Source organism: Cobetia sp. MM1IDA2H-1 (genome assembly GCF_002916775.2).
GTDB classification, from domain to species: domain Bacteria; phylum Pseudomonadota; class Gammaproteobacteria; order Pseudomonadales; family Halomonadaceae; genus Cobetia; species Cobetia marina.
In genome coordinates, this window is record NZ_CM133225.1 from 348,215 (window position 1) to 363,756 (window position 15,542).

Annotated in this window: 16 protein-coding genes; 7 read left to right on the forward strand and 9 right to left on the reverse strand. The window is 64.3% G+C overall.

Translation table 11 applies throughout. The annotated features are described in order from the left end of the window. Positions 1-98: 98 nt before the first annotated feature. From BOH68_RS01615 to BOH68_RS01640, 6 genes are read right to left on the reverse strand one after another with little or no spacing between them, the layout of a single operon-like run. Positions 99-500: a Na+/H+ antiporter subunit G gene (locus BOH68_RS01615; RefSeq protein WP_077378827.1), complete on the reverse strand. Its 402-nt coding sequence runs from the start codon at positions 498-500 to the stop codon at positions 99-101. A gap of 18 nt (positions 501-518) precedes the next feature. After that, positions 519-788 (reverse strand): K+/H+ antiporter subunit F, encoded by a 270-nt coding sequence (locus BOH68_RS01620; RefSeq protein ID WP_077378830.1) that lies wholly within the window; start codon positions 786-788, stop codon positions 519-521. Continuing rightward, positions 782-1,282, reverse strand: coding sequence for a Na+/H+ antiporter subunit E (locus tag BOH68_RS01625; RefSeq protein ID WP_077378833.1), 501 nt, complete (start codon positions 1,280-1,282; stop codon positions 782-784). Before BOH68_RS01625 ends, BOH68_RS01620 begins: the two co-directional genes overlap by 7 nt. Next, positions 1,279-2,820, reverse strand: coding sequence for a monovalent cation/H+ antiporter subunit D (locus BOH68_RS01630; protein ID WP_077378836.1), 1,542 nt, complete (start codon positions 2,818-2,820; stop codon positions 1,279-1,281). Before BOH68_RS01630 ends, BOH68_RS01625 begins: the two co-directional genes overlap by 4 nt. Then, complete coding sequence (locus BOH68_RS01635) at positions 2,820-3,170, reverse strand: Na+/H+ antiporter subunit C (RefSeq protein ID WP_077378839.1); 351 nt, start codon at positions 3,168-3,170, stop codon at positions 2,820-2,822. The genes BOH68_RS01630 and BOH68_RS01635 overlap by 1 nt, the downstream gene beginning before the upstream one ends. Further along, positions 3,170-5,962: a monovalent cation/H+ antiporter subunit A gene (locus BOH68_RS01640; RefSeq protein ID WP_077378842.1), complete on the reverse strand. Its 2,793-nt coding sequence runs from the start codon at positions 5,960-5,962 to the stop codon at positions 3,170-3,172. Before BOH68_RS01640 ends, BOH68_RS01635 begins: the two co-directional genes overlap by 1 nt. 702 nt (positions 5,963-6,664) lie before the next feature. Between BOH68_RS01640 and BOH68_RS01645 the strand changes: the two genes are divergently transcribed. After that, the gene (locus BOH68_RS01645; RefSeq protein ID WP_077378845.1) at positions 6,665-8,002 is read left to right on the forward strand and encodes a deoxyribodipyrimidine photo-lyase; all 1,338 of its coding nucleotides are present in this window, start codon (positions 6,665-6,667) and stop codon (positions 8,000-8,002) included. A gap of 4 nt (positions 8,003-8,006) precedes the next feature. On the opposite strand, the gene BOH68_RS01650 is transcribed toward BOH68_RS01645, so the two are convergent. After that, positions 8,007-8,732 (reverse strand): 16S rRNA (uracil(1498)-N(3))-methyltransferase, encoded by a 726-nt coding sequence (locus BOH68_RS01650; protein WP_077379362.1) that lies wholly within the window; start codon positions 8,730-8,732, stop codon positions 8,007-8,009. A gap of 198 nt (positions 8,733-8,930) precedes the next feature. On the opposite strand from BOH68_RS01650, the gene phaR reads away from it, so the two are divergent. From phaR to BOH68_RS01670, 4 genes are all read left to right on the forward strand, one after another. Further along, the gene (gene phaR, locus BOH68_RS01655) at positions 8,931-9,452 is read left to right on the forward strand and encodes a polyhydroxyalkanoate synthesis repressor PhaR (protein ID WP_077378848.1); all 522 of its coding nucleotides are present in this window, start codon (positions 8,931-8,933) and stop codon (positions 9,450-9,452) included. A 166-nt stretch (positions 9,453-9,618) separates the two neighbouring features. Further along, positions 9,619-10,911 carry a phosphoribosylamine--glycine ligase gene (gene purD / locus BOH68_RS01660; protein ID WP_077378851.1) on the forward strand — a complete coding sequence of 431 codons (1,293 nt, stop codon included), beginning with the start codon at positions 9,619-9,621 and terminating at the stop codon, positions 10,909-10,911. A 267-nt stretch (positions 10,912-11,178) separates the two neighbouring features. Continuing rightward, on the forward strand, positions 11,179-11,634 hold the full coding sequence (locus tag BOH68_RS01665) for an acyl-CoA thioesterase (protein ID WP_077378853.1): 456 nt from the start codon (positions 11,179-11,181) through the stop codon (positions 11,632-11,634). Further along, a complete protein-coding gene (locus BOH68_RS01670; RefSeq protein ID WP_077378856.1) occupies positions 11,634-12,506 on the forward strand; it encodes a phosphoribulokinase in 873 nt (290 codons plus the stop codon). The genes BOH68_RS01665 and BOH68_RS01670 overlap by 1 nt, the downstream gene beginning before the upstream one ends. Positions 12,507-12,534: 28 nt before the next feature. Here BOH68_RS01670 and BOH68_RS01675 read toward each other — a convergent pair whose 3' ends face one another. Continuing rightward, entirely contained in the window at positions 12,535-13,311 is a 777-nt protein-coding gene (locus BOH68_RS01675; RefSeq protein ID WP_077378859.1) for an RIO1 family regulatory kinase/ATPase domain-containing protein, read from the reverse strand. 274 nt (positions 13,312-13,585) lie between these two features. Between BOH68_RS01675 and BOH68_RS01680 the strand changes: the two genes are divergently transcribed. Beyond that, a complete protein-coding gene (locus tag BOH68_RS01680; protein WP_077378862.1) occupies positions 13,586-13,927 on the forward strand; it encodes a histidine triad nucleotide-binding protein in 342 nt (113 codons plus the stop codon). A gap of 261 nt (positions 13,928-14,188) precedes the next feature. Next, on the forward strand, positions 14,189-14,854 hold the full coding sequence (gene coq7, locus BOH68_RS01685; RefSeq protein WP_077378865.1) for a 2-polyprenyl-3-methyl-6-methoxy-1,4-benzoquinone monooxygenase: 666 nt from the start codon (positions 14,189-14,191) through the stop codon (positions 14,852-14,854). A 129-nt stretch (positions 14,855-14,983) separates the two neighbouring features. On the opposite strand, the gene BOH68_RS01690 is transcribed toward coq7, so the two are convergent. Beyond that, complete coding sequence (locus BOH68_RS01690; RefSeq protein ID WP_077378868.1) at positions 14,984-15,337, reverse strand: hypothetical protein; 354 nt, start codon at positions 15,335-15,337, stop codon at positions 14,984-14,986. Positions 15,338-15,542: the final 205 nt, after the last annotated feature.

Sequence of the window (15,542 nt, forward strand, 5' to 3'; positions counted from 1 at the left end):
TCTCCTGGCGGGGGCGCTTTGCGTTGGTCTGCCGTCTCGCCTCGCGAGAGGAGTGGGGCCGACCGGGGCAGGTCAGAGCGTCAGGCGAACACGAGCGCTCAGGGCAGGCGCGATTCCGAGGCTTCGGCATTTGCCTCATCCGGTTCGTCTGATACTTCCAGACGTTCCGGCACGTTGCGGGTACGGATGTCCGCCACCAGCTTCTGATGCAGCGCGGCCTTGGACAGCAGGTGTGCGGTCACCGGGGCGGTGATGAACAGGAAGATGGTGATCAGCATCTCCTGGAAGCTGAAGTGACCGGTAGTGGCGCGGAAATAGATCATCGACGCCATCAGTACGCAGCCGACCCCCAGGGTGGTGGTCTTGCTGGGGCCGTGCAGACGCATGTAGAAGTCCTTGAGGTGCGTCAGCCCCAGCGACCCGATGAAGGCGAACAGGCCGCCGGCGATCAGGAAGAAGGCGATGACGCCTTCCAGGACAGGATAGAACCAGGTGGGCATGGAGACTCTCCGCTCAGGTCATTCGATGATGTCGCCGCGCAGCAGATACTTGCAGACTGCCACGGTGCTGACGAAGCCCAGCATGGCGATCAGCAGCGCCGCCTCGAAGTAGGCCTTGCTGTTGAGCTGGATGCTGAACAGCACGATCAGCGCGATGGAGTTCACGTACATGGTGTCCACGGCGAGGATGCGGTCCGGCAGATCCGGGCCGATGGCCAGCCGGAAGACGTTGAGCATCAGGGACGCCGCGAACAGCGCGATGCTGATCCACAGGGCGATGTCTAGCATTCGTAGATCTCCTTCAGCGGGCGCTCGTAGCGCTGGCGGATCTCGTCGATCAATGCCTGTTCATCCTCGACATCCAGTGCATGGATGATCAGATGGCGACCATCCAGCGTGAGATAGGCAGAGACCGTCCCCGGTGTCAGCGTGATGGTGCTCGACAGCAGGGTGATCGGGAACTTCTGCTCGAGCTCCAGCGGATAGCGCACGAAGGCCGGGCGGAATTTCGCACGCGGATTCAGGATGAGTCGCGAGACCTGCAGGTTGGCGATGATGATGTCCAGGATGACGCGCAGCAGGTAGCCGATCAGTCGCCACGGTTTCTGGAGGTCCGGCTGCGGCTCCCAGAAACGATAGGTCAGTGCCGGGATGGCGATGGCCAGCACCGCGCCGAGCAATATCTGCCCGGGCGAGACGCTGTTCTGCAGCATCAGCCACACGACCAGCAGCAGGGTCGAGAGCATCGGGGTGGGCAGAACGCGAGAACGAGACTTGATCATTGAGCGTCTCCCTTGAGCGGCAGAGCGGTTTCCGGTGCGGCGTCCTTGCCCAGAAGGGCATCGAGATAGGGGGCCGGGTCCGACAGTTGCTGTGCAGTGGCCTTGGTCCACTGCGAGACGGGACCGGCGAAGACGACCAGTGCCAGTGCGGCGGAGATCAGGCCGCAGGTCGCTATGCCGCGCGCGACACCGAGTCGTTCACCGCTGGGTTCACTGTTGCCGGTGCGCCAGAACACGCTGGAACCGGCACGCGAACAGGCCACGATCGAGCACAGCCCCGCCAGCAGCAGCACTGGCCACAGCCATACCTGCTGCTCCAGTGAGGCGGACGACAGGATCAGCGCCTTGCCGATGGCGCCCGAGAAGGGCGGCAGGCCCGCCGCGGCCGCCGTGCCGATCAGGAACAGTCCGCCCAGCAGGCCTGCCTGCAGCAGTGGTCGTGAGCGCACGATACGGGCACCGGCCTTGCCGCGCTGGCCTGCCATCACATCCACCAGCAGGAAGAGGCCGCCGGTGACCAGGGTGGAGTGGATCAGGTAGAACAGCAGGGCGCTGTCCGCCGCGACGCTGTTCATGCCCAGCGCCGTCAGCAGCGTACCGACCGAGATCATCACCAGATAGGCCACCAGAGTGCGCAGGTCACGTGCCGAGAGCACGCCGAGCATCGACACGACCAGCGTGGCGAGCCCTGCCCACCACAGCCAGTCGCGACCGAGGTCTGCCAGGGTGCCGGCGTTGTCGGTGAAGATCAGCGAGTAGACGCGCAGGATGGAATAGATGCCGACCTTGGTCATGATCGCGAACAGCGCCGCCACCGGCGCCGAGGCCGCGGCGTAGGCGCGGGGCAGCCAGAAATACAGCGGCAGCATCGCGGCCTTGAGGCCGAATACCACCAGCAGCAGCAGACCGCCGGCTTCCATCAGGCCGGCACGCCCCGGGTCCAGCGTGGTGACGATGACGGCCATGTCGGCCATGTTCAGCGTACCGGTCACGCCGTAGAGGATGCCCAGCGCGATCAGGAAGAACGCCGACCCCATCAGGTTCAGCACCACGTAATGCAGGGCCGACAGCGTGCGTGCCTTGCTGCCGCCGTGCAGCAGCAGAGCGTAGGAGGCGATCAGCAGGACCTCGAAGAACACGAACAGGTTGAAGAGGTCACCGGTCAGGAAGGCACCGTTGATCCCCATCAGCTGCAGCAGGAACAGGCCATGGAAGTTGGAGCCTGTCTCATCGATGCCCGCCGTGGCATACAGGCAGGCCAGCAGGCCCAGTACCGAGCTGAGCAGCACCATGGTCGCCGACAGGCGATCCAGCACCAGCACGATCCCGAAGGGAGGCTGCCAGTCGCCCAGCGCGTAGTAGCGAATGGTGTCGTCGTTGGCCTGAACGACCAGCGCGATGGCGATGGCCACCATGATGGCCTGGGTGATCAGGCTGATGCTGCGGCGCAGTACCGGCGATGAGCCGCGACTCAGCAGCAGGCAGGCGCCCACCAGCAGCGGCAGGACGATCGGAAGGACAATCAGGTGTTGCAGCATCACTTGCCATCCTCTTTCGAGTCGTCCAGACGGTTGCCGTTGACGTGGTCACTGCCCAGGTCACCGCGCGCGCGCATGGCGAGGATGACCACGAAGGCCGTCATGGCGAAGCCGATCACGATGGCGGTCAGCACCAGCGCCTGGGGCAGCGGGTCCGCCGTGGGCGAGCCTGAGCCGACCACGGCGGGGGTGCCGTGCATGGCAAGCCCCCCCATGGAGAACAGGAACAGGTTGACCGCGTAGGACAATAGCGTCAGTCCGACCACGACAGGGAAGGTGCGCCCGCGCAGGGTCAGGTAGACACCGCAGGCGGCCAGCAGGCCGGTGGTAGTGGCGTAGAGGGCTTCCATCAGCTCTTCTCCTTGGTCGGGCGGTGCGGTGTCGTCAGCTTGCCGAGGTTGGCGAGAATCATCAGGGTCGCGCCGACCACGGTCAGATAGACCCCGAGGTCGAACAACAGCGCGGTGGCCAGCTCTATCTCACCGATCACGGGAATCGTGAAGTGGCCGAACGATGACGTCAGGAACGGATAGCCGAAGACCCAGCTGCCCGCGCCCGTCAGGCCGGCGATCAACACCCCGGCCGCCGCGACCGGCTGGTAGGGGAAGCGCAGCCAGCGCTGTGTCCAGTCCACGCCGCGCGCGATGTAGAGCAGGATGATGGCCACGGCGGTCACCAGACCGGCGATGAAACCGCCGCCGGGTTCGTTGTGGCCGCGCAGGAAGATGTAGACCGAGACCAGCAGCGCCAGTGGCAGCAGGGTCTGGGACACGGTGGCCAGAATCATCGGGTGGCGGTCCGGCGACCAGTTGCGGCCATCCAGGTCAGTGGACGGCATGAACAGGCGCAGGCGGTTGAGCAGCTTGAAGATCGCCAGTCCGGCAATCCCGAGTACGGTGATCTCGCCCAGCGTATCGAAGCCACGGAAGTCGACGAGAATCACGTTGACCACGTTGTGGCCTCCACCGCCGGAGACCGCATTGGCCATGAAGAAGTCGGAGATCGATTCGACCGGGCGGGTCAGGATGGCGAAGTTGAGGCTTGCGACCACCACGCCGAAGGCGCTGGCGAGCAGGACGTCACGCATGATGCGTCGCGCGCTGGATTCCTTGGGTGTGCGCTGTGGCAGGAAGAACAGTGCCAGCATCAGCAGGATCATCGTCACCACCTCCACCGCCAGCTGGGTCAGTGCCAGGTCCGGGGCGGCAAAGCGTGCAAACGCCAGCGAGGTCATCAGGCCGACCACTGACAGCATCAGCAGGGAGATCAGGCGCTTGCGGTGAGTGATCGCGGTGCCCAGGCCGGCCAGGCCGGTGATCACGGCACCCGTCAGCAGCATGCCATCGAAGGGCTGCTGCTCAAGCTCTCCACCCAGACGCGGCACGGCCAGCAGGCCGATGCCGACGAAGACCAGCGCGGTCAGCAGCAGCCACAGCATGTAGCGCTGCAGCGAACCGTTCTCGAAGCTGTCCATGAAGCGCTCGGACAGTTTCACGATTCGCTGGACGTTGGCCTCGAAGACCAGCAGGGCGTTGCGCGCCCGGAACTGGCGCTGGAAGGCGTACAGATGGTGGCGCAGGGCGTAGACGGCGACACCGCCACCCAGCGCGATGACGCTCATCAGCAGCGGCAGGTTGAAACCGTGCCAGATGGCGAGACTGAAGTCCGGCACCGGCGCTGCCAGCACGCTGGCGGAGGCGCTCACCAGCAGGTCCTTGATCACCAGTGACGGCAGGATGCCCACCAGCAGGCAGATCAGCACCAGCACCTCGATGGGCAGCTTCATGTAGCGCGGCGGCTCATGCGGGGTCTTGGGCAGGTCCTTCGGCTCGCCATTGAAGAAGACGTCGTGGATGAAGCGCAGCGAGTAGGCCACCGACAGGATGCCACCGAGGGTCGCCAGCGCCGGAATCAGCCAGGAAAGACCGCCCAGCAGCTGGGCATCGAGGCTCTCGGCAAAGAACATTTCCTTGGACAGGAAGCCGTTGAGCAGCGGCACGCCGGCCATCGAGGCCGAGGCGACCATCGCCAGCACCGTGGTATGCGGCATGTAACGGTACAGGCCGTTGAGCTTGCGGATGTCACGCGTGCCACATTCGTGGTCGACGATGCCGGCTGCCATGAACAGCGAGGCCTTGAAGGTCGCGTGATTGATGATGTGCAGCAGGCCCGCGACGGCGGCCATCTGGCTGTTGAAGCCGAACAGCAGCGTGATCAGACCCAGATGACTGATGGTCGAGAAGGCCAGCACGCCCTTGAGGTCCTGCTTCATCAAGGCGAACCAGGCGCCATACAGCAGGGTGGCAAGGCCCGTGAGGCTGACGATGTAGAACCAGAGATCAGTCCCCGAGAGCACCGGGTGCATGCGCGCCAGCAGAAAGACCCCGGCCTTGACCATGGTGGCGGAGTGCAGGAAGGCGGACACCGGTGTCGGAGCCGACATCGCGTGGGGCAGCCAGAACTGGAACGGGAACTGCGCGGACTTGGTGAAGGCGCCCAGCAGCACCAGTACCAGTGCGACAGGATACAGCTCGTGGGAGCGGATCTGGTCTGCCGCCGCGAGGACGTCATCGAACTGGTAGCTGCCGACGATATGACCGATGACCAGGATGCCGGCCAGCAGCGCCAGCCCGCCCGCACCGGTGACGGTCAGCGCCATGCGGGCGCCCTTGCGCGCCTCGCTCAGCTGATACCAGTAACCGATCAGCAGGAAGGAGCTGAGACTGGTCAGCTCCCAGAACACCCACATCAACAGCAGATTGTCCGCCATGACGATGCCGAGCATCGCGGTCATGAACAGCATCAGGAAGCTGTAGAGGCGTGCCAGCGAGTCCTCGCTCGACAGGTAGTAGCGAGAATAGAGGATGATCAGCAGTCCGATACCGAGAATCAGCAGGACGAACAGAGCTGACAGGCCATCGAAGCGTAGCGCCAGATCCAGTCCCAGTTCGGTGATCCACGGCAGGTGGAACTGGGCTATCTGGCCGGCGAAGACATCGCCGAGATGGAAGACGGCGATACCAAGTGCCAGGGCAGGGGCAACCGCCGTCAGCCAGGCAAGGCGGCCGCGGGGCAGGTCTCTGGCCATCAACGGCACCAGGGCACCGAGCAATGGCAGTAGCACGATCAACAGCAGGGTCATGGAAGACTCGCTCCAGTCGTTGTAGGGCGTTGTCCCTCTGTCGTCAGCGGAGCGGACACGGGCTCAGGGCCAGGCCACCAGCTTCGAGGTCGGGACGCGGATTTCGGCCACTGGGTGCCGATAGGATAGGCGAGCGCATTGCAGGCTGCCGAGGTTGCCACCTCTGGATCACGCTTCCGTGTCAGGTCGACGCCTGCTCGGGAGGTGCGTGCCGCCATCAAGTGGCGGGAATGGGTGGCAGTGGCAGCCGATGGCGGCTCAGAGGTTCAGGCGCCCGGCAGGGACGCAGGTACCTCGGGATGAGACGTCACCGCCGCGGGCGGATCAGTCAGAAAGGGGAGGCGCACGGCACGAGGTGCCAGCATCCAGGTGGGGATGAGGTCCGCAGCGCGCCCCCGGCTGCCCGCGATGGGCAGACGGCGAAGATGCCGGGTTGGTGCGGTCATGTCATGTCTTGCGAGCATGGCCGTATTCCTCCTGAAGCCCCTGGATGACAAGTGTGTTTGCGGGTAGAGACACTTGCGCGATCTTGTTGAAAACATTGGTGGATCGTGACCTAACCTCTCGAATGTATCACGCACTTGCACCCCTCGCCAGCGCACGGGCGGCAGGTCGGATGAGGTCCCTGATCGGACAGCGTGTTGTACAGAGCGGGCTATTTATTGTACAAATATTATACGCCGATAACGCTTTGGAGCTCGCATGCGAGAGGCCATCAGCACGAATTCGGGCGGCCCACCGGAGACATCACTTGTCTGGCTGCGTCATGACCTGCGTCTGGAAGACAACCCGGTATTCGCGCTGCCCAGTGTCCGTCGCCCCTATCAACTTCTGGTCATGTACGTGCTGGACCAGCGCTGGTTGACGCCTGTCGAGGGTCTGCCTCGCCTGGGACCTGCCCGCCTTCGCCTCCTCTGGCAGAGCCTGATGAACCTGCGTGGCATGTTGCTGCGCCGCGGCAGCGATCTGCTGGTGCGAGTGGGGGATCCCGTCAGCGAGGTGCTGGCCCAGGTCCGCCAGCATGACGTGGACTGCCTGGAAGTCAGTCATTCCCGAACCCCGGATGATGCCGGCAATCTTCAGCGTCTTGCCGCGCAACTTCCTGCCAGTACCCGGCTGCATTGCCACCCACGTGAAGGGCTCGTGCTGGAGCCGCTGGACGAGCGGGATGCGACGCAGGAGCCCGCGGCCCTGTGGACGCCTCCGCAGGTGATGGAAAGCCCGGCCCATGGTGCGAAGGCGATGTCTCTCGCCGCCCCGGAATTGCCCGCTTCCTCGCGGCTTTCGCCAGCGCTGGCGTCACGCGGGGCGATGTCTCTGCGTCTCGATGATGCCCAATGGTGGACGCGTCATGCCTCGCGAAATCCCTTGCAGGGGCTGCCGTGTTCCTTGCCGCCATGGCCGGAATCGGCATCACGCGGTTTCCCGCCGCTGGAGGCAGTGTGCGCCACGGCCAGCGCCTGGCAACCGGTGGGGGAGATCGCCACGCTTCAAGGCGGAGAGGAGCCGGCGCGCGAGCAGCTGTCTTCCCTCGTCTGGTCGCGTCCGGAATCAGAGGATGCCGAGGTGCAGGCTGCCTGGCGCCTGTCCGCCTGGTTGGCGCAGGGCTGCATCAGTCCGCGGCGCATCCTGCAGGCACTGGCGGAACATCGACGGGAAATGGGGGAGTCTCTCGCGGCGCATCAGCTGATGGCCGTGCTGCTCCAGCGCGAGTACTGGCAGCGGGTCCTGCAAGCGCAGCCCGAGGAATCGCTGATGGGCTGGTATGGCGAGGCGCTGGAGAAGGAGGCGGCCTGCGATGTGGCATTCCAGCGCTGGCGCGAAGGGCGCACGGGCGACGTACGGGTGGACCGGGCCATGCACAGGCTGACCCGGGAAGGCTGGCTGCCGTGGGATGAGCGCCAGCATCTGGCCCGTGCATGGCTTGCCGCCGGGGGAGACTGGCGACTCGGGGCGCGCTGGTTCGAGCACTGTCTGCTGGATTTCGATGCCGCCGTCCACTGGGGGGAGTGGCGGCATCTGGCGGGTCAGCCGGTGTGAGGTCTCAGCCCAGTCGCGCCAGCAACGCCGTGACCGCCGTCTCGACGCGCAGGATGCGCTCGCCGAGGTGTACGCCCTCGAAGCCGGCCTTCATGAACTGCTCTACCTCATAGTCCACGAATCCACCCTCCGGGCCGATGGCCAGGATCACCGGCTCACTCACCGCGCGCGGGCACTCCTGCGGCATGCCCGGGTGCGCGATGATGCCGCGCGGCTTCACGGCGCTCTCCGGGGCCATCAGGCCCGGCAGTCTGTCCTCCACGAATGGCTTGAACAATGTCTCCTGCGTGACCGTCGGCATGATGGTGTCGCGCGCCTGCTCCAGTCCCAGCACCAGATGCTGGTGAATCTTTTCCTCTTTCAGCTCCGGCGACTGCCAGTAGCTCTTCTCCACGCGCCGTGTATGCAGCAGGGTGATGTGCTTCACGCCCAGCGCCGTGACGTGTTCCAGCGAGCGCGCCAGCATGCGCGGGCGTGGCAGCGCCAGCAGCAGATGGACATCGAGTGGTGCCGGCGGCTGACGCTCCAGACGCAGACTGAATTCGGCCACCTCGGTGTCCAGCCGCTCCAGGCGTCCACGACCGATCAGCCCGCCCTCGATTCCCAGGGTCATCTCGTCACCGACAGCGGCACGATGCACCTCGCGCAGATGGCGCAGTCTGCGCGGGTCCGTCACGCGTGCATGGTCGGAGGCGAGCAGGTCATCAGCGCCGAGCAGGATAAGGTTCATGGCGATACCGTAGACAGACAGGAGGAAAAGAGGCGGCATTCTAGCATGGACGTCAGGTGGCTCGACTCCGGCGAAATGACAGCGAAGGGGGCGATTGCCCGGGGCGTGGCGGGAGTGGATCAGGCGCGTGGAAGCGGCTTTCCTTGCAGTGCCCCCCCTTGAGTGCACAATGAAGAAAAATCGACAGGAGCTTGATCCGTGAGAGTCATCCGCAAATACGCCAATCGGCGTCTCTACGATACCGAGCAGAGCCGTTATGTGACCCTCGAGGACCTGCGCAGCCTGGTGCTGGCGGAAGAGGTCTTCAAGGTCGAGGACGCCAAGAGCGGCGAGGACCTCACGCGTACCATCCTGCTGACCATCATCATCGAGCAGGAGCAGGGCGATGGTGAGGCCGAAGTCTTCTCCAACGAGCTGCTGGAGCAGTTCATCCGCATCTATGCGATGGCCAAGCCATTGCCGCTGGCGGGGTATCTGGAGCAGGGCACGCGGCTGATGATGGAGCAACAGCAGCGCATGCAGGAGCAATGGTCCCAGGCCATGCGCCACTCGCCCATGGAGATGATGCGCGAAGTCGCCGAAGAGAATCTGCGCTTCTGGCAGCAGGCCATGGGGGGCGGCATCAACCGGGGCCGGACGAGCTCACGCTCTGCCGATGATGCCCAGGAGGGCGGGACGAACGACGACGGCGAGGCCCACGACCCCGAGGGCACACGCTGAGTGATGCCTGGTCGGCCGGCATGAAAATCACATGAAATCGCGTTGATGTGAAAAGGGGCGTCCCGAGGGGAGCCCCTTTCTGCCATAATGCGCAGCCTGACATTTCCTCGGTCGCCCGTGTCTTGCGGGCAGCCTTGATCCTCACTGGCTCATGAAGGTTGAAAAGATGAAGGTCCTGATCATCGGCGGCGGTGGCCGCGAACATGCGCTGGCCTGGAAAGCCGCCCAGTCCTCCCGTGTCGAGGAGGTCTTCGTGGCCCCCGGCAATGCGGGCACGGCGCGCGAGTCCAAGCTGACCAATCTGGCGATTGCCGCTGACGATCTCGATGCTCTGGTCGCCTTCGCGCGGGACAACGCCATCGAGCTGACCATCGTCGGCCCGGAAGCGCCGCTGGTGATCGGCGTGGTCGATCGCTTCCGCGAGGCGGGGCTCAAGTGCTTCGGCCCGACGGCCGGCGCTGCCCAGCTGGAAGGCTCCAAGGCCTTCACCAAGGACTTCCTGGCGCGTCACGCCATCCCGACCGGCGACTACGCTACCTTCGCCGAGGTCGATGCGGCGCTTGAGTACCTGGCCGCCCACCCGGCACCGATCGTCATCAAGGCCGATGGCCTGGCGGCGGGCAAGGGAGTGGTGGTCGCGATGACCGACGAGGAAGCCCGCGCCGCCGTGCGCGACATGCTCGAGGACAACGCCTTCGGTGATGCCGGTGCACGCGTGGTGATCGAGGAGTTCCTCGACGGCGAGGAAGCCAGCTTCATCGTGATGGTCGATGGCGAGAACGTGCTGCCGATGGCCACCAGTCAGGATCACAAGCGGGTCGGTGAAGGCGATACCGGCCCCAACACCGGTGGCATGGGGGCCTATTCTCCGGCACCGGTGGTCACCGCCGATGTGCACCAGCGCGTGATGGACGAGATCATCCTGCCCACCGTGCGTGGCATGGCGGCAGAGGGACATCCCTACACCGGCTTCCTGTACGCCGGCCTGATGATCGATGCCCAGGGCGCGCCGAAGATCATCGAATACAATTGCCGCTTCGGTGATCCGGAGACCCAGCCGATCATGGTACGTCTGAAGTCCGATCTGGTGGCGCTGTGTCTGGCCGCCGAAGACGGGCGTCTCGATACCCAGACCTGCGAGTGGGATTCCCGCGCGGCGGTCGGCGTGGTGCTGGCGGCAGGCGGCTATCCGGCCAGCTACCGCAAGGGCGATGTCATCACCGGGTTCGATGCTGCCGAGGCGACCGGTTGCAAGGTCTTCCACGCCGGCACCGCCGAAAAGGACGGGCAGGTGGTCACCAGTGGCGGTCGCGTGCTGTGCGTCACCGCGCTGGGCGACAGCGTGGCCGCTGCCACCGAGCGTGCCTACGAGGGTGTGGACGCCATCGACTGGCAGGACGTGCTCGTGCGACGTGACATCGCCTGGCGTGCCATCGCCCGTGAGCGTGGCGACGCCTGAGCCTGTCCGGCATCATCGCATTGTCTGCAAGACCCGGCCTCTGGCCGGGTCTTGTCGTTATCGCACCGTGATTCTCGCGTCGGCCATTCTACGACCATCGTGTCGAGAGTCTGGTCATGTCGGTGTCGGCCGTGCGATAACCTTCATCATCACTTGTTCACGCATGAACGGCGGCCCATGGGTCTCCCCGGCCTTGAGCATGGCATCGGGGAAGCATGGCGACTCCGCCGTCATCGTCCATTTCCGTCTCGCCGACGAGGAGTCCTCATGGAGCGTATTCGGCTCGAGTTCCCAGAGCAGCGCCTGGTGCATCGTCATGCGATGACGATTCGTGTCAGCGATATCAATTATGGCCAGCATCTCGGTCACGATAGCGTGGTCAGCCTGGCGCACGAGGCACGTGGCCAGGCCTGGCAGGCACTCGGCTTCCCGGAATGGGATGTCGATGGCCTCATGAGCATCGTCTCCGATCTGGCCGTGCAGTATCAGGGGGAAGGCAAGCTGGGCGATGCGCTGGTGGTGGAGACCGCCATGGACCCCGTGTCCGGCAAGGGGCTGGGTGTCCATCATCGTCTGGTGCGGGTCGGTGACGGCAGCGTGCTGGCCACCGTCAGGGTCGGGCTGGTGTTTGCCGGCCCCGACGGACTGGCCGTGCCGAGTGCACGTGTCAGTGACGAGATCGAGCGCACGGTCGCGGCGCTGGCCTGCGAGGTGGCGCGCTGATGTCGCGGGAGTATCCGATCATCGCCGTGACGGGCTCCTCCGGTGCGGGGACGACCACGGTCATGCGGACCTTCGAGCGCATGTTCTCGCGTGAGTCGATCCATGCCGCCTATGTGGATGGTGATGCCTTTCACCGCTATACCCGCGATGAACTGGTACGCATGTTCCAGGAGGCGCCGGAGCGCAAGCGTGAGCTGTCTCACTTCGCGGTCGAGGCCAACCAGCTCGATCGACTGGAAGCGCTGTTTCTGGAGTATGGCGAGCAGGGCTCCGGCACGCACCGTCACTACATCCATGCCGAAGACAAGCGCATGATCGAGGCGGGCTACAAGGTCGGGACCTTCACCGAATGGCAGTCGCTGCCGGATTGCACGGACCTGCTGTTCTACGAGGGCCTGCATGGCGGGCTGGTGACGCCCGAGCATGACATCGCGCGTCATGTGGATCTGCTGATCGGCGTGGCACCGACCATGAACCTCGAGTGGATCCAGAAGATCGACCGGGACACCAAGCTGCGCGGGCACTCCCAGGAAGCGGTGGTCGATACCATCCTGAGCCGCATGGATGACTACGTCCGCTATATCCAGCCGCAGTTCTCGCGTACCCATATCAACTTCCAGCGCGTACCGACGGTGGACACCTCCAACCCCTTTGAGCCGCAGGACATTCCCACCGATGCCGAGTCGATGGTCGTCGTGCACTTTCGTGATCCGGGCAGCGTCGATTTCCCCTATCTGCTGGCGATGATCCAGGGCTCCTTCATGTCGCGCCCACACACGCTGGTGGTGCCGGGTGCCCTGATGGCGCTGGCCATCGAGCTGATCATCACGCCGCTGGTCAGGAGTCTGCTGGCCCAGCGCCGTTTCCGCTGAGACGTGAAGTCGGCGAGAGCAGGACGCGTCACCGGCCCTTGAGACGCGGCAGGATGCGTTTCTTCCACAGGCGCAATACCTGATTCAGGCGACCGCTGCGCATCAGCAGGCGAGCCTCGCGTGGCCGCAGCGGCAGCCCCAGCGTACGTTGCTTGAGCTTGAGGGAGTGGCGCAGGTCGAAGCGACGCATCATGCGCATCACACCGGCCGTGCCCGGCAGTCGCGGCAGCCGCACCGCCGAGGTGAAATCGATCAGTACCGGTATGCCATCGCGCAGTATGACGTTGGAGCCGCGGATGTCGTTGTGTGCCATGCGGCGCTGATGCAGCTGCTGCACGACGAGAATCAGCTGCTGGCAGAGTCCTGGATGCGCCGCGGGATCCAGCTGTGCATCGCTCAGCAGAGGGCCGGGAATGTATTCCATGGCCAGTGCCAGCGGGGAGACGCGTGCAATGGCGCGCGGTGCATGCGTCCAGCCGGCCAGGCGGCTCAGCATCTTCAGTTCTCGACGGACCAGCCAGCGCGCGACCAGTGCCGCCGGGGTGCCGGCATAACGACGGTAGTCCTTGCATACCACCGTCTGGCCATCGAGGTGCGTGAGATAGACTTCCGCCTTGAGAAAGCCCTTGGCGCGCTGCAGAAAGTCCTCTGCCGCCGGCTCGCGTGACAGCGTCCCGGCAGTGTCCGCGTCAGGCGTGGCCACTGATGCCTTGGGTGTCACTGTACCCGTGGTTGCCCTGCCGGAGGCGTCCAGCTCGTGAGTCGCCTTGTGCAGGGAGGGGATCAAGGAGGTTTGCAGGCGCATGACGGCAGGCTTCTTGTTAGCGAGGTAACAATGATTATCCTATCATTTAGCGAGTCCGCCCACCGTCGTGAGTGAATCATTCTGTTGCCCATCCAGCGACACTCGTCTCATGCGCAGAAGCCTGTCGGTATCGGGGGCGTCTCGGTGATCACTGTCTCGGTGATCATTGTCTTGGTGATCATTGTCTCGGGGCTTGGCCCATTGCGGTGCTGACGCTACGCTTGCACCTTGCGCTGCCGTTGGCGGCGACGTCATTGTCGAGGGAGAAGGTGTCATGGACTGTCTGTTCTGCAAGATCATCAATCGCGAGATTCCCGCCGATATCATCTATGAGGATGAGGAGGTGCTGGCCTTCAATGACATCAACCCTCAGGCGCCGACCCATGTGCTGATCATTCCCAAGCAGCACATCGCCACGCTCAATGATATCGAGGAAAGCCAGCTGGCCACGGTGGGACGCCTGCAGTACACCGCCGCCAGACTGGCGAAGGAATACGGCTTCGCCGACGATGGCTACCGTGTGGTGATGAACTGCAATGAAGATGGCGGCCAGACGGTCTATCATATTCACATGCACCTGATGGGTGGTCGCCGCTTCACCTGGCCGGCTGGCTGAGCCGGCGTAGAGCAGGCGCCTGTACCGGCGGTTTGCGGGCAGGTAGCGGCTAGCGATATACAAGCGTGCGGCACACGGGCGCATACCGGGCATGACGTGAAAGCGTCATGCCCGGTCTTGTTCTGCAGGCTGCAGGCAGGAGATGTCGGAGCGATGCGAGATTCAGACGTACCGACGACGACAGCGTCACTCTGCCCCTTACCGTGAGTGGGGGCCTTGCGTAAGATGGTGGCATTGCTCACGCCGTGCAGGAGTTCTTACATGACGCACCCCACCGCCAGTCAGGCACAACGTCACCACAGTCGCGCCGACCAGTTGATCCATCAGTTCGATACCGTTCTGCGCACGCTGGTCCCTCATGCGGCTCAGCCGTCACGACCTACCCCGGCAGACGATATCGTGGACAGCGAGATCAGTGATGCGGAGCGTCAGCATGCTGCCGGTCTGATGCGCATCAATCACACCGGTGAAGTCTGCGCCCAGGCGCTGTACCAGGGCCAGGGGTTCACGGCGCGTCTGCCGGAAACGCGCAGCCAGATGGAGCTTGCCGCTCAGGAGGAGATCGACCATCTCGCCTGGTGCGATGCACGTCTCGTCGAGCTGGATGCCAATACCAGCCTGCTCAATCCACTGTTCTACATGACGAGCTTTGCGCTCGGGGCAGCGGCCGGCGCCATCAACGACAAGGTCAGCCTCGGGTTCGTGGCCGCGACCGAGGAGCTGGTAGGCGAGCACCTGTCGAAGCACCAGCAGACACTGCCCGAGGGCGATCAGCGTTCACGCGCGGTGCTGCGGCAGATGGAGATCGATGAAGCCCATCATGAGCAATGGGCGCTGGAGGCCGGAGGACATCGCTTCCCGGGGCCGCTGAAGAGCGCCATGCGGCTGATGTCCAAGGTGATGACCGCCAGCGTCTATCGCGTGTGAGGGTCAGGCACCTGAGCTTGCCTGTGTAGCGTCAGGCCGCTGAAACGAAGAAGGCCGCCCCGTGGGGCGGCCTTCTTGCGTCGTGTGACCCTGAATCGGTCATCGGTCATCGGTCATCGGTGTCGGGGCTTATTCCTTGACCTGGTACTCACCATCCAGTGTCGCGGTACTGCTGCCGTCTTCACGTGTCGCATCCCGCGAATAGTTCTGGCGGCCGTTGGCCTTGTCCTGGGCTTCCTGCATGCGCTGTTGCATCTCGCTCATGCGCTTCTTCATGCGCCGGCGGATGAAGGGCAGCATGATGATGCCCAGTACCATCATGATCAGTGCCGCGAACAGGCTGAAGATCATGACGACACCGCCGATCAGCCAGGCAGCGACCAGCTTGAGGCCGGACAGGCCTTGAGAAGGACGCTGGTTGCCGGCGTTGGCCTGCCATTGGCGAGCCTGGTTCCAGAGAGTGTTGTGCTGTTGGCCTTGCATGTTGATTCTCCGCAATGGTTGCCGGGCCGATGGGCCGGGCAGGGAAGACCCGATGTGTGAAGGTGGATGGTCGGGGGTATCGGGTCTGGAAAGTGGGGTGTCTCATTTGGCTGTCAGCGCCTGAAGCACCTGAGCCAGGGCGGTACTGCAGGCCCCTGCGAGATTCGTCATGCCTTTGGCTGCCTCATGATCTCAGCATCGAGGT

Excerpts from the sequence above, each read along its gene's own strand:
- BOH68_RS01635 (WP_077378839.1), bottom strand. The coding sequence starts at position 3,170 with ATGGAAGCCCTCTACGCCACTACCACCGGCCTGCTGGCCGCCTGCGGT.
- BOH68_RS01630 (WP_077378836.1), bottom strand. The coding sequence starts at position 2,820 with ATGCTGCAACACCTGATTGTCCTTCCGATCGTCCTGCCGCTGCTGGTG.
- BOH68_RS01625 (WP_077378833.1), bottom strand. The coding sequence starts at position 1,282 with ATGATCAAGTCTCGTTCTCGCGTTCTGCCCACCCCGATGCTCTCGACC.
- BOH68_RS01665 (WP_077378853.1), top strand. The coding sequence starts at position 11,179 with ATGGAGCGTATTCGGCTCGAGTTCCCAGAGCAGCGCCTGGTGCATCGT.
- BOH68_RS01620 (WP_077378830.1), bottom strand. The coding sequence starts at position 788 with ATGCTAGACATCGCCCTGTGGATCAGCATCGCGCTGTTCGCGGCGTCC.
- coq7 (WP_077378865.1), top strand. The coding sequence starts at position 14,189 with ATGACGCACCCCACCGCCAGTCAGGCACAACGTCACCACAGTCGCGCC.
- BOH68_RS01680 (WP_077378862.1), top strand. The coding sequence starts at position 13,586 with ATGGACTGTCTGTTCTGCAAGATCATCAATCGCGAGATTCCCGCCGAT.
- BOH68_RS01670 (WP_077378856.1), top strand. The coding sequence starts at position 11,634 with ATGTCGCGGGAGTATCCGATCATCGCCGTGACGGGCTCCTCCGGTGCG.
- purD (WP_077378851.1), top strand. The coding sequence starts at position 9,619 with ATGAAGGTCCTGATCATCGGCGGCGGTGGCCGCGAACATGCGCTGGCC.
- BOH68_RS01690 (WP_077378868.1), bottom strand. The coding sequence starts at position 15,337 with ATGCAAGGCCAACAGCACAACACTCTCTGGAACCAGGCTCGCCAATGG.
- BOH68_RS01650 (WP_077379362.1), bottom strand. The coding sequence starts at position 8,732 with ATGAACCTTATCCTGCTCGGCGCTGATGACCTGCTCGCCTCCGACCAT.
- BOH68_RS01645 (WP_077378845.1), top strand. The coding sequence starts at position 6,665 with ATGCGAGAGGCCATCAGCACGAATTCGGGCGGCCCACCGGAGACATCA.
- BOH68_RS01675 (WP_077378859.1), bottom strand. The coding sequence starts at position 13,311 with ATGCGCCTGCAAACCTCCTTGATCCCCTCCCTGCACAAGGCGACTCAC.
- BOH68_RS01615 (WP_077378827.1), bottom strand. The coding sequence starts at position 500 with ATGCCCACCTGGTTCTATCCTGTCCTGGAAGGCGTCATCGCCTTCTTC.
- BOH68_RS01640 (WP_077378842.1), bottom strand. The coding sequence starts at position 5,962 with ATGACCCTGCTGTTGATCGTGCTACTGCCATTGCTCGGTGCCCTGGTG.